The organism is Thermostichus lividus PCC 6715 (genome assembly GCF_002754935.1).
GTDB lineage: Bacteria > Cyanobacteriota > Cyanobacteriia > Thermosynechococcales > Thermosynechococcaceae > Thermosynechococcus > Thermosynechococcus lividus.
On record NZ_CP018092.1, the window covers coordinates 2,568,912 to 2,584,388 of the forward strand.

15 protein-coding genes and 2 pseudogenes are annotated in these 15,477 nt (G+C 54.3%); 6 read left to right on the plus strand and 11 right to left on the minus strand.

Going from position 1 to position 15,477, the window contains the following annotated elements; all coding sequences use genetic code 11:
- Positions 1 to 54: 54 nt before the first annotated feature.
- From infB to BRW62_RS12525, 3 genes are all read right to left on the minus strand, one after another.
- Positions 55 to 2,880, minus strand: coding sequence for a translation initiation factor IF-2 (gene infB, locus BRW62_RS12515; RefSeq protein ID WP_099799686.1), 2,826 nt, complete (start codon positions 2,878 to 2,880; stop codon positions 55 to 57).
- 211 nt (positions 2,881 to 3,091) lie between these two features.
- Entirely contained in the window at positions 3,092 to 3,628 is a 537-nt protein-coding gene (gene rimM / locus BRW62_RS12520) for a ribosome maturation factor RimM (protein WP_099799687.1), read from the minus strand.
- Complete coding sequence (locus BRW62_RS12525) at positions 3,609 to 4,223, minus strand: precorrin-8X methylmutase (RefSeq protein ID WP_099799688.1); 615 nt, start codon at positions 4,221 to 4,223, stop codon at positions 3,609 to 3,611. The genes rimM and BRW62_RS12525 overlap by 20 nt, the downstream gene beginning before the upstream one ends.
- A gap of 187 nt (positions 4,224 to 4,410) precedes the next feature.
- On the opposite strand from BRW62_RS12525, the gene BRW62_RS12530 reads away from it, so the two are divergent.
- The 4 genes and pseudogenes from BRW62_RS12530 (at position 4,411) to BRW62_RS12545 (ending at position 9,216) form a co-directional block, all read left to right on the plus strand.
- Positions 4,411 to 4,902, plus strand: coding sequence for a CGLD27 family protein (locus BRW62_RS12530; RefSeq protein WP_099799960.1), 492 nt, complete (start codon positions 4,411 to 4,413; stop codon positions 4,900 to 4,902).
- 38 nt (positions 4,903 to 4,940) lie between these two features.
- Positions 4,941 to 5,889: pseudogene (locus BRW62_RS12535) on the plus strand (asparaginase).
- A 13-nt stretch (positions 5,890 to 5,902) separates the two neighbouring features.
- A pseudogene (locus tag BRW62_RS12540) lies at positions 5,903 to 7,227 on the plus strand (four-carbon acid sugar kinase family protein).
- Between the two features lie 54 nt (positions 7,228 to 7,281).
- The gene (locus BRW62_RS12545; RefSeq protein ID WP_099799689.1) at positions 7,282 to 9,216 is read left to right on the plus strand and encodes a DICT sensory domain-containing protein; all 1,935 of its coding nucleotides are present in this window, start codon (positions 7,282 to 7,284) and stop codon (positions 9,214 to 9,216) included.
- A gap of 17 nt (positions 9,217 to 9,233) precedes the next feature.
- Here BRW62_RS12545 and BRW62_RS12550 read toward each other — a convergent pair whose 3' ends face one another.
- Positions 9,234 to 10,403, minus strand: a complete 1,170-nt coding sequence (locus BRW62_RS12550) for an RNA-guided endonuclease InsQ/TnpB family protein (RefSeq protein WP_099799690.1) — start codon at positions 10,401 to 10,403, stop codon at positions 9,234 to 9,236.
- Between the two features lie 125 nt (positions 10,404 to 10,528).
- Between BRW62_RS12550 and BRW62_RS12555 the strand changes: the two genes are divergently transcribed.
- Both BRW62_RS12555 and BRW62_RS14685 read left to right on the plus strand, forming a co-directional pair.
- The gene (locus BRW62_RS12555; RefSeq protein WP_250644939.1) at positions 10,529 to 11,038 is read left to right on the plus strand and encodes a segregation/condensation protein A; all 510 of its coding nucleotides are present in this window, start codon (positions 10,529 to 10,531) and stop codon (positions 11,036 to 11,038) included.
- A complete protein-coding gene (locus BRW62_RS14685) occupies positions 11,008 to 11,253 on the plus strand; it encodes a segregation/condensation protein A (RefSeq protein ID WP_250644966.1) in 246 nt (81 codons plus the stop codon). Before BRW62_RS12555 ends, BRW62_RS14685 begins: the two co-directional genes overlap by 31 nt.
- Here the strand turns inward: BRW62_RS14685 and BRW62_RS12560 are convergent.
- Genes BRW62_RS12560 through BRW62_RS12590 form a run of 7 tightly spaced genes read right to left on the minus strand, consistent with a single transcriptional unit; the run spans position 11,250 to position 15,189 of the window.
- Positions 11,250 to 11,909, minus strand: coding sequence for a Na(+)/H(+) antiporter subunit B (locus BRW62_RS12560; protein ID WP_099799961.1), 660 nt, complete (start codon positions 11,907 to 11,909; stop codon positions 11,250 to 11,252). The two genes, BRW62_RS14685 and BRW62_RS12560, sit on opposite strands and share 4 nt — an antisense overlap.
- A gap of 5 nt (positions 11,910 to 11,914) precedes the next feature.
- On the minus strand, positions 11,915 to 12,445 hold the full coding sequence (locus BRW62_RS12565; RefSeq protein WP_099799691.1) for a DUF4040 domain-containing protein: 531 nt from the start codon (positions 12,443 to 12,445) through the stop codon (positions 11,915 to 11,917).
- On the minus strand, positions 12,438 to 12,719 hold the full coding sequence (locus tag BRW62_RS12570; protein WP_099799692.1) for a monovalent cation/H(+) antiporter subunit G: 282 nt from the start codon (positions 12,717 to 12,719) through the stop codon (positions 12,438 to 12,440). The genes BRW62_RS12565 and BRW62_RS12570 overlap by 8 nt, the downstream gene beginning before the upstream one ends.
- 12 nt (positions 12,720 to 12,731) lie before the next feature.
- The gene (locus BRW62_RS12575; RefSeq protein WP_099799693.1) at positions 12,732 to 12,992 is read right to left on the minus strand and encodes a hypothetical protein; all 261 of its coding nucleotides are present in this window, start codon (positions 12,990 to 12,992) and stop codon (positions 12,732 to 12,734) included.
- On the minus strand, positions 12,989 to 13,420 hold the full coding sequence (locus BRW62_RS12580; protein ID WP_198406056.1) for a Na+/H+ antiporter subunit E: 432 nt from the start codon (positions 13,418 to 13,420) through the stop codon (positions 12,989 to 12,991). The genes BRW62_RS12575 and BRW62_RS12580 overlap by 4 nt, the downstream gene beginning before the upstream one ends.
- Positions 13,417 to 14,844 carry a cation:proton antiporter gene (locus BRW62_RS12585; protein ID WP_099799694.1) on the minus strand — a complete coding sequence of 476 codons (1,428 nt, stop codon included), beginning with the start codon at positions 14,842 to 14,844 and terminating at the stop codon, positions 13,417 to 13,419. The genes BRW62_RS12580 and BRW62_RS12585 overlap by 4 nt, the downstream gene beginning before the upstream one ends.
- Entirely contained in the window at positions 14,845 to 15,189 is a 345-nt protein-coding gene (locus tag BRW62_RS12590) for a cation:proton antiporter subunit C (protein WP_099799695.1), read from the minus strand.
- Between the last annotated feature and the right edge of the window lie 288 nt (positions 15,190 to 15,477).

Here is a 15,477-nt window from a genome sequence, read left to right on the forward strand (position 1 = left end):
TGTCCTCACGAACCTGAACAGTAGATCACAATCAATGATCAACTCTGCTTCAGTTTAGGTTTTCTCGCTACCGCTGCCAAGACTACGACGTTTTGTCACGGTTTGATAGGCGGCAATAATGTCCCCCTCTTGCCACAGTTGGAAGTCGTCAAGGCGAACACCGCACTCGTACCCCGCAGCCACCTCACGGACATCGTCCTTCATGCGCTTCAACGAGCTAAGGATGCCAGTGTGCACAACGGCCTGCTGTCGCAGCACCCGCACCTTGCAATTGCGCACTAGCTTGCCATTGAGGACATAACAGCCAGCAACCGCCCCCTTGCTGAGGGGGAAGACAGCCCGCACTTCCGCTTGCCCGAGGTCTTCTTCGACGAGTTCCGGCTCTAACAACCCTTCCATTGCCCCTTGAATGTCATCGAGGAGCTTGTAAATAATGTTGTATTCGCGGATATCAACATTGTTTTGATCCGCTGCTTGACGCGCACCACTGGCAAGGGTGGTATTAAAGCCAATAATTACGGCATTACTGGCAGTGGCAAGATCAATATCGGTTTCTGTAATCTCCCCCGGAGCCGCTAGTAAAATGCGCAGCTGCACCTGATCCTGCGGAATCTGGTTCAAGGCCGCTAAGATCGCCTCTACGGAGCCTTGGACATCTGCTTTGAGGATGAGGTTCAGCTCTTTTAGCTCTCCTTCGCGGGCTTGATCTGACAACGAAGTCAGGGACACCCGCCGCGCCGTAGCCGCTTGAGCCAGACGAGATTGCCGCTGAGCCGCAGCACGCTCTTCGGCGATCGCCCGTGCAGATTTTTCATCACTAAAGACTTCAAACTCATCCCCAGCAGCAGGCACCTCTGCCAACCCTAGGACTTCCACAGCAAAGGAGGGGCTAGCGGTTTCCACCCGCTGGCCGCGATCGTCAATCATGGCGCGAACTTTGCCAAAACACGCCCCTGCCACCAAAATATCGCCAACTCGCAGCGTCCCGTTTTGCACAAGCAACGTTGCCACCGGGCCACGGGCACGATCTAAGTGGGCTTCAATAACGGTTCCCTTGGCTGGACGATCCGGATTGGCGTAGAGATCTTCAACCTCCGCCACCAAGAGGATCATCTCTAGCAGCGTATCAAGATTTTGTTGTTGCAAGGCGCTGACGGGCACCATAATCGTTTCGCCACCCCATTCTTCGGGGACAAGGCCAAACTCGGTTAACTCTTGCTTGACGCGATCGGGTTGCGCCGATTCTTTATCAATTTTGTTAATAGCGACAATGATTGGCACCTTTGCCGCTTTGGCATGGCTAATCGCTTCAATGGTTTGCGGCTGCACCCCATCGTCTGCGGCTACCACGAGAACGGCAATGTCTGTCACCCGTGCCCCCCGCGCCCGCATCGCAGTAAAGGCTTCGTGACCGGGGGTATCTAAAAAGACGATCTGGTGCTTCTCGCCATTTTGCTCCACATCCACATGGTAGGCACCAATGTGCTGGGTAATGCCACCGGCCTCGCCTTGGGCAACCTTGGCATTGCGAATGGCATCCAAAAGGCTGGTTTTACCATGGTCAACGTGCCCCATGATCGTCACAACCGGTGGTCGCCGTTGCAGATGGTCTAGGTCACTGGACTCGAGCATTTCAGTGACCTTCGCGGCCTCGGCACTGTGGCTGGCGGTTTCTACGGTAATGCCTAGCTCATTGGCAACCAGTTCAATGGTTTCTACTTCTAGGGTTTGGTTAATGGTGGCCGCAATCCCCTTAAAGAATAAAATTTTAATGATTTCAGCTTCTGAGTGGCGCAGCAAACTGGCCAATTCTTGCACTGACATTGCCCCTTCAATGGTGATGCGCTCCGGTGGGGGTTCTGGGGCGGTTTCTTGGCGGCGATCGCGACTTCGGGGCGGTTTCTTCTCAGGGTGTTTTTCTGGTTTAGTGACTGGGGTGGCAGGGCGGCTAGTGCGTGCGGGCTTTGCTTTGGGGGGACGCTGTAGTGATTGACTTACATCCACGGTCACTTGGGGCAGACCCACCAAACGGCTACTTAGCTCTAGCTCATCATCGTCATCAATAGTTTCTTCCCGTGGCTTCAGGCTCCGCGGCAGCTTCCGCTTGTTATCTTCCTCTTCAAGATCTTTATTGCGATGCCGATCTTTAATGACTTTGTTGATGGTTCGGGTATCCAAGACCTCAATCCCTGACTCCTCGGGGGGCAGTTTCGGTGGAGTGGGGGAGCGCAGCACTGGTGCCACGGGTTTTGGCGGCGGTTGCAGTTCGGGCAGGGCTGGCTTGGGTGCCATTTCTGGCTTGATGGGTGGCGCCGGACGACGGACAATTTCAATGCGATCTTGACTATGAACCTTGGGTACGTCTGCGACTTTCTCTTTTTTGGCAGACTCTTTGCGCGGTGGTGCCGGTTTCTCGGCTTTTTGGGGACGTGCTGGGGGTGCTACGAGGGCAGGGGCTGGCTTGGGAGGAGCAGGCTCTGGCTTGACGGGGGTAGGAACGGGTTTAGGAGCCTCAGCCCGTGCTTGCTGAGGGGGGTGGGGGCGCACCGGAGCTTTGGGACGGCTGGGAGGTTGCTGCAACTGTGGGGAAGCAGTCGCTGTGTCTGGGCGGGGTTGGGTGTGAACTGCAACAATTTGCTGGTTTTTAGGAGCGGTATTTGTTTTGACTGGCCCTGGGGGGGAGGCCACTTTTTTCGGTGGGGTTGGCTCAGGGGTATAGGTTTTAGCAGTTTCGCGAATGCGATCGGCATCGACATCAGAAATGGTACTGCTGTGACTTTTGTAGGGAATGCCCAAGCGATCGCAGATCGTGAGTAACTCGCGATTGTCTAGGTTTAATTCTTTAGATAGGTCATAAATACGTACTTTACCAATGCTCATGCTGACTCTCAAAATATCTGACGGCGATAATATGTTGTATGGCGGTAGGGCAATCGCTAGGGATTGCGCAGGTCAGGGCTACCGCAATGTAGGGGGAGTTAAAACTTTTTAAGGGGTTGGTTGGGGCAACTCACTCAGCAGATTCTCAATACTAGGGGCAAAATAAATAAAACCAAGTAAGTCTATTATTAACGATTTCGGGGGAGAATGATCAGGGGAGCAAGCCCAAAGGCGGATCAATTTCAATCCGTTGGCGGTCTAGGTCAATCTGAGTAACAATGGCGGGCACAAAAGGAATATACGCATTAGCCGCCTCTGGCAGCGCTACCTCCAGCAAGTCATTGCCAGCACTGACTAACCCTACCACCTGACCCACATACCGATCGCCTTGGTAAACCCTGAGGCCAATTAAATCCATCAGATGGTACTCGTTGGCCGCCAGCGGGGGGCGATCGCTGGCAGGTACTAGCACGTCTGCTCCCTTGAGGTGCTCGGCAGCGGTGCGGTTGTCAATTTCCGCAAAGGCGACAACAAACTGTTCGGATCGGGGTAAAAAGCGCCCTCGCACCAGCGTCACGGGGGCGGGTTCCTCGCGGTAGGTGTGGCGCAGCCAGCGTTGCCCGGGGATGGTAAAGCGCTCCGGAAAATCGGAAAATGCTCTGATGCGCACCTCACCCCGCAAGCCATGGGCAGCCACCACTTGGCCAATACACAGCCATTCAGAGGGGTCAGGGGTTGGGTTCACCATAGGCTGTCCATGCCAACTGAATCAGGCCATTCACGATTGCTGTAGCCACAGCCACCCCTCCCTTACTGCCTTTGATCGTAATATGGGGCACCCACGACTTTTGTAAGCGATCCCCAATGGGGGGTAAAAAATTGGGGGCAGCATCGATAATGAGGGCGGGTCGAATCTCTTGGGCTTCCACCAACAGCAGCAGCGGCTCAAGGGCAGAATAATCACTACTAATGACAAAGATGGCCGTTGGATGCCGACGGGCTAAGGTTTCCATGCCAAAGGCAATGCGTGACTTTTCCTGCTGCGGTCGCGTAAAGGTTTCGGCACCGCAATAGATGGGGTTCGCAAAGCTGTCTTGAGTTTGAGGGAGCAGTCCCACCTGCACCATGGTGACATCCACAACAATGGGGACGTGGGCTGCCAGTGCCGCCACTCCCGACTGCAACGCCTGCTCTGAGTACCGAATGAGATGGAGGTATTCCAGATCCCCAGTGGCATAGACCACCCGCCGGACAACGTCGTACTCTGCTGGACTGAGGTTATGCCCAGCCAAAAGCTGATCGATCAGTCGAAGTTGAGCCACGTCGGCCTGATGCCATTCCATGCAGACTTACCGCAAAGGGGAAAGGACTAATCACTATAGCAACAAACGTCTCGCCTCACTAGCGCAGGCGTGTTGGGTGCCATCCCCTAGTTTACGGGCTGAGGGCAGCGTTTCATCCACTCGTGAATCGATCCACGATCCCAAAGAGACTGGTATGCTGGAGGCAGTGTCTTCACATTTTGCCACTGTGTCTCAAACGCTCTGTCCTGTTCCGGCGGATCAGCGACCGATTAACGAGTACCGCGATTTACAAGGGTCGTGGTTTTTTGGCTGGTCTATGTGGCCGTTGCCCCGCTTTCAACGCCGTTTAGCACTGCTTTGGGGGATGGCGGGGGTGGTGAGTGGGCCACTGGCGATCGCCAGCATGACGAGCCAAGCAGCACCCGCTAAGGTGGCAGTGGCGGGGGTACTTGGAGCAAACCTCTTCGTGTTACTGGTCGTTGTGCGGTTAATCTTAGGCTGGCTCTACGTGGGCGATCGCCTGCAACGCCCCACCGTCATCTACGAAGAAACAGGGTGGTACGACGGTCAAGAGTGGCCAAAGCCAGAAGCAGAACTCGCTCAAGATCGGCTGATTTACACCTACGAGCTACGGCCCATTTTGCAACGGTTACGGGTTACCTTGATCATACTCCTTCTCTTTTCCGTTAGCCTGATTGGGCTTTGGGGCTGGTTGTAGTCCCTGCAATGTTTTATGGTGTCCTAAATTAATAACCTATGGCGAAACGAACCCAGTCCCCTCCTCTTGAGGTCTGTTTATTACGGGAAGGAATTATTGAATCCAAGCATCATGCCCATGGGGTTGTGTGTGATGCCCGCGGGCGTATCCTTGCCTTGGCGGGCAATGCCGAAACTGCCGCCTTTATTCGCTCAGCTCTAAAACCCTTACAAGCCTTGGCGGTGACCACCACTGGCACCATGGAGCGGTTTGACCTCAGCGATCGCGACCTTGCAATTATTTGTAGCTCTCACCAAGGGCGCATTGAGCAAGTGCGACAGGTCTTTAATATTCTGTGGCGCGGCGATGTTTGATCCCACTGCCTTGCAATGTCCGGTTCCCCAAGGGCGGCAAGGGGCATTAGCCCATAACTGTTCTGGCAAGCACGCAGGGATGCTCGTCGTCTGTCAGCAACGCAACTGGCCTTTGGGCAGCTATTTGCACAAAAATCATCCGGTTCAACAGCTAATTTTGACTAAAGTTGCAGAACTGTTGAAAATGCCCGCAGCAGAATTCATCTATGCCCACGATGACTGCGGTGCCCCCACCTACCTGATGCAGTTAGTGCAAATGGCCACCCTCTACGGTCAGTTAGCCTCCGGCAATGACTGGGCGATGGAGCGCGTTGTACGAGCCATGACCCACCATCCGGATTTTGTGGCGGGGTCGGGGGAGTTTGACAGCGAACTCATGCGCCTCACGGAAGGGGAAGTGCTGAGCAAATCCGGTGCCGAAGGGATTCAATGCCTTGGCCGGGTTGGGGAAGGGATGGGGCTGGCCATCAAAGTCACTGATGGTGCTAAGCGTGCGAAGTATGCTGTCGCCATTCAACTGCTGAAACAATTGGGCTGGATTACCCCTAGTGTGGCAGAAGCCCTTGGAGAGCAGTTCCTAACGCTGAATCAGTTTACCCGCCTTGAGGTGAATGGCGAGCTAACCTTCGCTTAGGGGAATAATAATCATGGCTCAACCTAAAATCATTGTGCTAGACGATGACCCCACCGGCTCCCAAACCGTTCATAGTTGCCTGCTGTTGACCCGCTGGGATGTGGACACCCTCTGCACGGGGTTAACCGATAGCGTCCCCATCTTTTTTATCCTCACCAATACCCGCGCCTTACCGGCGGTTGAGGCGGCTGAGGTCACGCGCACCGTCTGCCGTCATCTGAAGCAAGCGTTGGCGCTAACAGGAGTCAGCGACTATATCGTGGTTAGCCGCTCTGACTCAACCCTGCGGGGGCACTATCCCCTTGAAACCGATGTCATTGCTGCGGAGCTAGGACCGTTTGATGCCCATTTTCTGGTGCCAGCCTTTCTGGAGGGGGGACGCATTACCCGCAACAGCCAGCATGTTCTGATGGTTGAGGGGCAGCCTGTGCCAGTGCATGAAACGGAGTTTGCCCGGGATTCAGTGTTTGGCTATCGCCATAGTTATCTGCCGGAGTATGTGGCGGAAAAAACGGCAGGACGCATTCCTGCAGCGGCAGTGGAGCGCATTTTACTGCCAGATCTGCGCAGTGCTGGGTTGGCTCAGCGGTTAGCACGCTTGACGGGGAATGTCTGTGGGGTTGTGGATGCCGAAACCCAAGCGGATCTGGATCAGTTTGCTGCTGCCGTTCTTGAGGTTGCCAGTGGCGGCAAGCGGTTTTTATTTCGCAGTGCGGCGAGCTTACTCACGGCATTGGCTCAGTTACCGCCGCAGCCGATCCCACCGGAGGCGATGGCGACCTATTGTCGCCCCGGGCGGCGCGGCGTGGTGCTGGTGGGTTCCCACGTCCGTAAAACCACCGAGCAGCTAGAGGTGTTACTCTCAGAACCCGATATTGCCCCCATTGAAGTGCCGGTTGCTCCCCTCAAAGACAGTGCCACCGCAGAAGCGCAGATTATTGCCACGGTGCTAGAGGCGGTGAACGGTGCCGTTGCGGCGGATCAAACACCGGTGATTTTCACCAGTCGGCAGGAGCTGACCTTTGCGGATGCGGCTACACGTCTTGCCTTTGGCCAGCGGGTGTCTGAGGTGTTGATGGCTATTGTGCAGCAGTTACCTACAGACCTACGCTTTTTGATCAGTAAGGGGGGGATTACCTCTAACGATGTGTTAAGTAAGGGCTTGGCACTGCCGACGGTACGGCTGTTGGGGCAAATTTTGCCGGGCTGTTCGGTGGTGCGCACTGGTGCTGATCACCCTCGGTTCCCCAATTTACCCGTGGTGCTCTTTCCGGGAATGTGGGCGATCGCCAAGGGTTGGCCACGGTTTATCATCGCTTGCATTGTGCAAAGGGCTAATTATGGATAATTACTGATAATGGTAGCGTAGGGCATTGTTGATGGATTGTTTCCATGGCCAACAAGATCATTGTTAGGTCGGTTCTTGAGGATTTGTTGGCACAGATCCCCCGTTTGCGATCGCAGTTGTACTTTAAGACCTCCCTCACTGCCTTATCCCATGCAATGGAAGATCAGGTTTTGGCCAGTGCTGATACCCCAATTATTATTGCCTGTTTTCAGCGGGAGCGGTTTTATCGGCAAGAAGCGCATCGCTATCAGCGCATTGCCAGCAAATCAGATCAGGTTTATGTTTTAGCCGCACCGGAAACCGAGTTTACAAATTGCTCCGGAGACTACGAAACCATTGCCTTTGATCCGCAGGATGCCCTCAGTCAGGAGTGGCACTTGGTGGTGCTTAGCCCTAACTACAGCACCTGTTTAATCTGTCGTGAGGTGCGGCGATCGCCCACGGCAACCCGACCAGATGTGCTGCCCCCCCTCGATCAGGCGCGGCGCTTTGAAGGGATTTGGACGTTTGACCGCGAGGTTACGGCCACAGCGGCAACAATGCTGCTGCAACGAATTCAGGAATACCGCCCAGAGCTATGCCAAAAAGTAAGTACAGCGTTGAGCATGGTGGCGCAGTTTCGCTCCCGCGAGGGATGTAGCGGCGACCCGGCTCCCTTCGCCGATCGCCTAGTCACCTATCTGCAAGCGGGGCAATACAAGCAAATTAAAGCCTATCGCCAAATTGCGATCCAAGAGCGCAAGGAACGCCTCACCAATGCGATGACCACTACAATTCGTAACTCCCTGAACCCAGCGGAAATTTTGACCCAAGCAGTAGCGGAACTTGGCACAGTGCTAGAGAGCGATCGCTGTTTGATCTACCGCTGCCGCAGTACCGATAGTCGGGTGCGCATTGAGTACGAGTACACCACAGCAGGAACCCCCTCCCTGCGTCATCAGTACTGGCCTGTGGCCGAGCATCCCTACACGCAGCAAGCCCTAGCCCATCAACAGGCGGTGCAGGTCGATGATCTGAGGGCGGATCCGCGCTGGCAACATCCTGAGGAGGCGAAGTATTTTAAGCCCTTAGAAACTGCCGCTGTTCAAGCCCTCTTGCTTGCCCCTGTGCTTTACCAAGGGCGCTTACTGGGAATGGTAGAACTGCACCGCACCACCCCAGTACCTTGGCACGATATGGATGCGGAACTGGTGGCGGCGATCGCCATCCAAGTGGGGGTTGCCCTCATTCAAGCGGAAGCCTATGCCGATCTCGAAGAACTAAACGCCCAGCTAGAAGCCCTCGATCGCACCCGCAGCAACTTGATTGCCATTACCGGCCACGAACTGCGCACCCCCCTTTCGACCATCCAAATCTGCCTCGAAAGCCTCGCCAGTGAACCGGACATGGATCCGGAACTGCGGCAAGTGATGCTGAGTACGGCTCTTGCCGATGCCGAGCGGATGCGCAAACTCATTCAGGACTTTCTTACCCTGTCCCAACTAGAGAGTGGCCGTGTCCAGTGGCGACCTGAACCCTTGCCCATTCAGGAACTGGTGGATTTAGCCCTCAGCAGCCTGCGCACGCCGAAAGAACAACTGCCCAGCATTCATGCCACCCTCCCCCAAGAGTTGCCCCTTGTTCGAGCCGATGGGGAATGGCTGGTGGAGGTACTCTCTAAGCTGCTGGACAACGCCTGTAAGTTTACAGAGCAGTCTGGCCAAGTCTCGATTGTGGCCACACCGCGCCAAGATGGGTTACTGGAGGTAACCATTGCCGATACAGGCCGCGGCATTGAGCCGGATCGGCTGGAAACTATTTTTGACCGTTTTTACCAAGAAGAGGGCGCACTGCGACGATCCGCGGGGGGCACTGGTCTGGGGTTGGCGATCTGCCGCCAAATCATTACAAACCTCGGCGGGCAAATTTGGGCAGAGTCCGCTGGGCGCGATCGCGGCAGTGAATTTCACTTTACAATTCCCCTCGCTGACCCCTTGTAAACTTCCCCTGACTGAAGTCAGGGGCTTTCAGTAGCCCTGAGCCTGTTATGTTCTGCAAGAGAACAAGACAGACCCGAGCCTCTAGGCTGGTTTACGACAGCCCCCAAAAGCGCAATTACACTAGCACCATTGAAATCTGCGTCTCCTGTCCAGCCACAATGCCCGCACTTAAACTGCTTCCCAGTGCGATAGGACTGCTTTGGGTCGGGGTAAATATGCAGGCATCTGTGGCAAGTTTGACTACTGTAGCGAGGATTAACTAGCACTATTCCCACACCTGCTTTGAGTGCCTTGTAGCTAATGAAGCTACGCAGTTGGTAAAACGCCCAACTGTTGGCACGCCTACGCTCTGTTTTAGAACGAGGTACTTGATTAGTGCGCTCCCGTATCCCTGTCAGGTCTTCCAAAGCAATAACACTGCCCGTTGCTTTTGCCCTTGCCACAATGGTCTTAGAAATGCAGTGGTTCACCCATGCCTGAAAGCGTCTCTCCCTGCCAGATAGCCGTTTCACCAGTTCCCGACATCTACGCCTAGAACTGCGTGTGCCTTTACTGGCTTTCTGCTGGAGTACCGCCCTCAGTTTGGAGTAGTGGTCTCGTACCTTAGTTAACTGCTGTCCATGCCAGTTGTCTCCTTCCGATGTATGTGCAATGTCTGTCCTACCGAAGTCAACGCCCAAAACCCCATGTCCAGTCTGAGGTTCTGGCACTTCTTCCTTTACTTGGATGTGGATATAAAACTTACCATCTTTGCGTTTGCAGAGAGTGGCAGAAGTAGGCTTCTTGCCCTTGAGTTTTTCTATCTGGTAGTTACCCACCACTAAGGGAATACGTTCCCGTCCGTTTAGGGTGGAGAGGCTAACGCATTGTTCTTTCGCTCTGTAGTCAAACAGGCGAGCATCATAATCCACAGAAGTAGCCCTGAATTCCTTAACCTTTCCCACCTTGCGGTTAGCGGCAACTCTGGCACAAGCCCTGACAGCCAAGTTAGCGGTTAAGCCGAATTGCTGTCGTACTGCTCTGTAAACTTCTTTCTGAATACGGTTCTTGTTAGTAATGCTGGGGCAAATGGTACTGTTGATGTATCTGCAAGCCTCAGCGAAGCCCTGCAGAACTTGGTCTAGCTTGACAATTTGCTCTGCAGTGGGATTTAGTTGACAGACAATGGTCAGTATTTGCTGTGGCATGAGTTCATTTTATGCGCCTAAATGGTACTATGGCAACTGAAGTTGCTAAAGGAGCTTTCCTCCCCGCACTGAAGTACGGGGCTTCCAGCCCTACCCGATGTGAAAAAAAACAATGGGCACAAGCCATGGCGCGATCGTTTGCAGATACAGCCATTGATATTTTGATTGAGCTGGCAGAGCGAGGGGAGATTGATCCGTGGGACATCCAAGTCATTGATGTGTTCGATCGCTGCCTAGCAGAACTGGCCAGTCGCGGTCAACCCAACCTGAGTGAATCCGGCCAAGCCTTCCTGTATGCGGCTATGCTGGTGCTCCTCAAAAGCGATCGCCTCGTGGCTGTTGACGAGGCACCTCTGGAGGAGGATCTTGAGCCGGACAGGACAGATATGGCACCCAACCCATCCTTGGTGGTCTGGCCCGGTCAACTGGAGCAGCACCTCCACCGCCGTCTGGTGGCTCCTCCTCAGCAGCGCCGCCGGGTAACCCTCGATGAACTGATTGTCCACCTCAAAACAATGGCAGTGCAGACCGAGCGGGCCAAGGTCTTGCGCCCCCACACCCCCGCAGCCGTCGCCGCCCCACCACCCTCAAAGCCATTACCCAACTGGCGCACCAAGAAAACCTCACGGAACTAGCCGCAGAGGTTGAAACCCTCTTAGCCAGAGTCGCACCGGCAGGGACATGGCTGGAACTCAGGGATCTCCTCAGCCTGAAGAATGATCCCGTGGGCATATTTTGGGCATTGCTGTTTTTAGCCGCCCAGTCCAAAGTTGATCTCAGCCAAGACACTTTCTATCAGGGGTTGCAGGTACGCTCCTGCTGTGTTGAGGCTGTTCCCCTCGAAGCCTAGAGTAAGCCGCGATAGCGAATAAAGGTGAGAACCGCAGCCCACAACCCCAAAGCCACTTTGAGGGCAATCAGAATATTCAGCCAGGGAATCATCCCACCGCTGAGGAGCGTGCCAAACTCCCCTGTGGGTAGCTCAACCCCCATGAGCAAACTAGCACCACAAAGGATAAAAACGATAACGGAAATTTTCTCCCATGTGGCGGCATGGAAACGCTGGTAAATACTCTCTAGCCATTCTGGGGCAGAGGTAATCGCCACCAGACCAATCGCCGTGCCGCCAGCCACCCCAGCCGCAAAGCCACCGCCAGGACTAAGGTGCCCCCGCAACGCCAGTTCAATGCAGACCAGCGAACAAATGGTGGCACCAAACCGCGCCAAGACAATCGAGGGTTGATCGTTAAAACGGCTGACATGCCCTAGGGGAGCTTCGTTGGCGAGGAGGTATTGTGACCCCAAAATGGCAATGGTAAACACAACAACTTCAAAAATGGTGTCGTAGAGACGATTGCGTAGCAGAATCCCTGTCACTGCATTCGGTATCCCCGCTTCTGTCACAAGGGTGCTGACAATGGCTGCCGTGGGTTCTGAAAATAGGGTGGGTAAAGCCAGCATCTTAATCAAGAGCAGTAGAGCCGCCAGTCCATAAATCACCATCATGATGCTCATCGGGGGGCTTCCTCGTCCGTTGTCAGGGGGTAGTACACTAAGTCTGTCCATTCGGCCAAAGCAGGTTTGAGGAGGGTGTAAAGGCGAGCTATACGAGTCATGGTCAACAATTGTCGATCGTCTTCAGCACACAGAACATGAATGTCGCGTTGGTGGAGAGCGCTTTTTAACTGCCCAACGGTAGGATAGACAATCAGCTCGACCCGTAAATGGTAGGGAGCCACTGCGACCCGTAGAGTCTCTAACAGATGGTCTAAGGTATCGGTGGACAGGGCAGAGGCGAGCACCCCTAGGCGCAATACCAGTGAGGAGCGCACGGCGACAGCGTAGAGCATAATCGAGAGCATGGTACCCACCAATGCCTCGGTTAGCGCCACATCCGCTGCCCCTAGCACCGCATAAATTAAGGCAGCAACGGCACCGACAATGCCACGGATGACCAGAGCATGGTAAGGGTTGCTCTGAAAGACTAACATCAAGGTGGTGAGGGGCAACAGGGTTGTGACAGCAATCAACCAGTTATCCATCGCTGTCCTCCCCTTGGGAGCAATAGGCCAACACGTACCCCAGAATCGTATTCCAGAGGGCAAGGAAAATAACGGCCAACAACAGGAGTGGCCACTCCCGCGGAATGCGCAGCAGTACCCCCAACATGATGGCCATCGACCCTAGGGTATCGGCAATCGATAAATAGTGCAGCTTAAAGAGGGGCGATCGCCGCCCCACTAGCGGCCACGTTCCCCACAGCCACAAAAAGAGGCCAAAACTAATGCAGGCATAACTCAGCCATTGTAAAACCATGTCCCCAGCTCCCTAAAGATTGGCCACATCCCGCAGCCGGCGGAGAATTTGTGCTAGCAGCATCAATGCACCGTTGCCAACGCTGAGAATAATAACCCCGACAATACCAATCATCCAATCATCGCGATCCACCGATACCATCAAAATCATGATGGCCGTCTTGGTGGCAATGCTGGCAAAGGCCAACATTTTCGACCAAATATGCTCCCCTTTCCAAGCAGCGTACAGGGGAATGCACAGGATAAACAGCATCAGCACCAAAAAAGCCGTCATTGTCCACTATCCTCTTTGGGGTTTTTGGTTGTCCCTAACTGTGGCCGTTGCTGAACTAGTTCATGCACCTCGAACCACCCCTGTTCGTCGTAGTGCAGCACAATGGTTTTGGGGGTAAAGGTAATGGCAAAAATATCGAGGAAAATTAACCCTGGCGATCGCGTCGGGCTGACGGGTTGACGCACCACTGCTTCATGCCGATGCGGGCGCAGCAGGATTTCAATCGCTTCGGCGTAGGCACGGGGGACGGCCATGGCCACTTTGCCTAGGGTACTGAGCCACTGCCTGAGGCTGGCTGCCCGTACCCGGCTTTGGGGCAGCAGTAAAGCCACCACCACGCCAATGAGGACATTCACCAGTCCAAAGTCTGCGGTGAGCAGCAGCCAAATGGCTAACCGCAATGCAAAATTCAGATAATTGATCGTCATAGCGCCAACCACACCAAGCCAATTAACAGCAACAGCATTACCCCCAGTAAATGCTCGAGCTGCTCCCAGGCGCCCCGCCATGAGGACTCCCAACGAGACACCCCCAGCCCCACAAGGAGCAGCCCCACCGCTGGCGGCACCAGAGACCGCAGCAGGTTCGCTGGGGTGTAGGCTTGCAGGTAACCAGCATCAGCAAATACCAGACCGCCAAGCAGCACCAACGTGGCCGCACTATAACCAAGGGGCAGTGGGGTTGAGGTCGGCTGCTGCGGAATAAACACCAGTTTGCTATAGATGGTGGCGGTCAAAAAGCCAGCCCCATACAATAGTCCTTGTTGCCATGGCGCTAGGTAACTGATTGTCAGCGCCTTGGCACTGAAACCTGCTAACAGGGGCACGCCAACAATGCCATAGCCAGCAATGATCATGGCGATCGCGATCGGACGCGCCATGCCGTGCTGTCGTAGCTCACTCAGGCGATAGTGGCGCAATTCACCTACACTGAGGAATAGGGCAGCTTTTGCCAGTCCATGCATCAGAGCATACAAGCCCGCCGCCGCCGGCGAAATAATCACCCACCCCAGTTGGCCAAGGGTACTAAAGCTGAGCAATCGTCGCACATCATCAGCCACCAACGCTAGGAGTGGGCCAAAGAAAATCGAACCGAGAGCAAACAGTTGCACGATCTTGCTAATTTCCCCATAGAGCAGGCTCAACCGCACCAAAGGAAAAACCCCAGCATTTTCAACAATTCCAGCTAACAGTGCCGCTACCACCGGCGCAGCCACGACATTGGTTTGGGGCAGCCAAAGACCGCTGACAAAGATCGCCCCCTTGGCTAACAGTGCCATCAAAATCAGTGCCACCGCCTCTGGGGGAGCGTGCAGCAAGACATCAAAGGAAAAGCTGTGACTGGCCTGATAGACTAAGCCCACCCCCATCAAATAAAAGAGCATGGCCACATTGCCCACCATCAGGTAGCGCAGGCCAATCCACAGGGGGCGATCGCCCCGGGGATAGGCAATTAAAAGAAAGACCACTATCCCCAACACCTCTAGGTTGACGTAGAGGCTAAGAAAATCCGCCGAGATAAAAACCGTATTGGCACTGCCGTGAAGCAGGCACAGCAGCACGTAAAAAAAAGCCTTGTAGTCACAGCGCCAGGTATAGAGCACTGCCGCCAAGAGGACAAGGGCATTCGTGACAATGAAATAGCCACTGAGACTATCAATGCGTAGGGCAATGCCAAAACTATCCATCAACACAAAGGAGAAGTTGATGTCTTGGATGGTGATGGCTAGCCCCACGCAGAGCGACAGCACGGCGATCGCCAAGGTCAACCCCCGCGCCAACACCGGCAGTAAATAGAGCGTGAGTCCGGCCACAAAGGGGACTAAAATCCAGGCGATCGCTAAATCAGTCATCTACAAATACTTCTGATCAATTTCACTTGTTTCTAGGGTCGGGTTATCCCGCGCCAGCTTCATGGCGGCCACCAGCATCAGCGTTTGGATTGACAAACCAATCACAATCGCCGTCAGAATCACCCCTTGGGGCACTGGATCAGCGTAGGCAATTGCCGGTGCTGCCCCCGGACGTAAAATCGGTGTCACCAACCCACTATGGGTGGCAATGACCACAAAGAGGGCAACAACCCCAGTACTCATCACATCCATCGTCACGATTTTCATGAGGAGATTTTTTTTAATGATGGTGGCTAAAAACCCCACCAAAATGGTGATAAAGATACTGGCTTCGAGATAGATCATGGGGACGGCTCCTCCACGGTGGCCATAGGTGGATCAGGACTATCAAATGCCAATCGTAACAGGGAGGGTTGCAAAAGTTGTCAGTTTTACCATAGCAATGATTATCACAGGGAACCCCGCCAGCACTAATCCAGAGCAATTTTCGGCCACAAAAAGATTGAGCAGGGTCACATTCGATGTTGCCCCTGCTACGACAAAGAAGATAGGCACCACCAAATTGTTGGAAGAGCCGAGCCTTGGCAGGCAACAATTGATTATCTTACCTTTGTCACGTTCAATATAGACAGC

What these genes read in the sequence shown, in the direction of transcription:
- infB (WP_099799686.1), bottom strand. Translation starts at nt 2,880, where the DNA reads ATGAGCATTGGTAAAGTACGTATTTATGACCTATCTAAAGAATTAAAC.
- rimM (WP_099799687.1), bottom strand. Translation starts at nt 3,628, where the DNA reads ATGGTGAACCCAACCCCTGACCCCTCTGAATGGCTGTGTATTGGCCAA.
- BRW62_RS12525 (WP_099799688.1), bottom strand. Translation starts at nt 4,223, where the DNA reads ATGGAATGGCATCAGGCCGACGTGGCTCAACTTCGACTGATCGATCAG.
- BRW62_RS12545 (WP_099799689.1), top strand. Translation starts at nt 7,282, where the DNA reads ATGGCCAACAAGATCATTGTTAGGTCGGTTCTTGAGGATTTGTTGGCA.
- BRW62_RS12550 (WP_099799690.1), bottom strand. Translation starts at nt 10,403, where the DNA reads ATGCCACAGCAAATACTGACCATTGTCTGTCAACTAAATCCCACTGCA.
- BRW62_RS12555 (WP_250644939.1), top strand. Translation starts at nt 10,529, where the DNA reads ATGGCGCGATCGTTTGCAGATACAGCCATTGATATTTTGATTGAGCTG.
- BRW62_RS12560 (WP_099799961.1), bottom strand. Translation starts at nt 11,909, where the DNA reads ATGATGGTGATTTATGGACTGGCGGCTCTACTGCTCTTGATTAAGATG.
- BRW62_RS12565 (WP_099799691.1), bottom strand. Translation starts at nt 12,445, where the DNA reads ATGGATAACTGGTTGATTGCTGTCACAACCCTGTTGCCCCTCACCACC.
- BRW62_RS12570 (WP_099799692.1), bottom strand. Translation starts at nt 12,719, where the DNA reads ATGGTTTTACAATGGCTGAGTTATGCCTGCATTAGTTTTGGCCTCTTT.
- BRW62_RS12575 (WP_099799693.1), bottom strand. Translation starts at nt 12,992, where the DNA reads ATGACGGCTTTTTTGGTGCTGATGCTGTTTATCCTGTGCATTCCCCTG.
- BRW62_RS12580 (WP_198406056.1), bottom strand. Translation starts at nt 13,420, where the DNA reads ATGACGATCAATTATCTGAATTTTGCATTGCGGTTAGCCATTTGGCTG.
- BRW62_RS12585 (WP_099799694.1), bottom strand. Translation starts at nt 14,844, where the DNA reads ATGACTGATTTAGCGATCGCCTGGATTTTAGTCCCCTTTGTGGCCGGA.
- BRW62_RS12590 (WP_099799695.1), bottom strand. Translation starts at nt 15,189, where the DNA reads ATGATCTATCTCGAAGCCAGTATCTTTATCACCATTTTGGTGGGGTTT.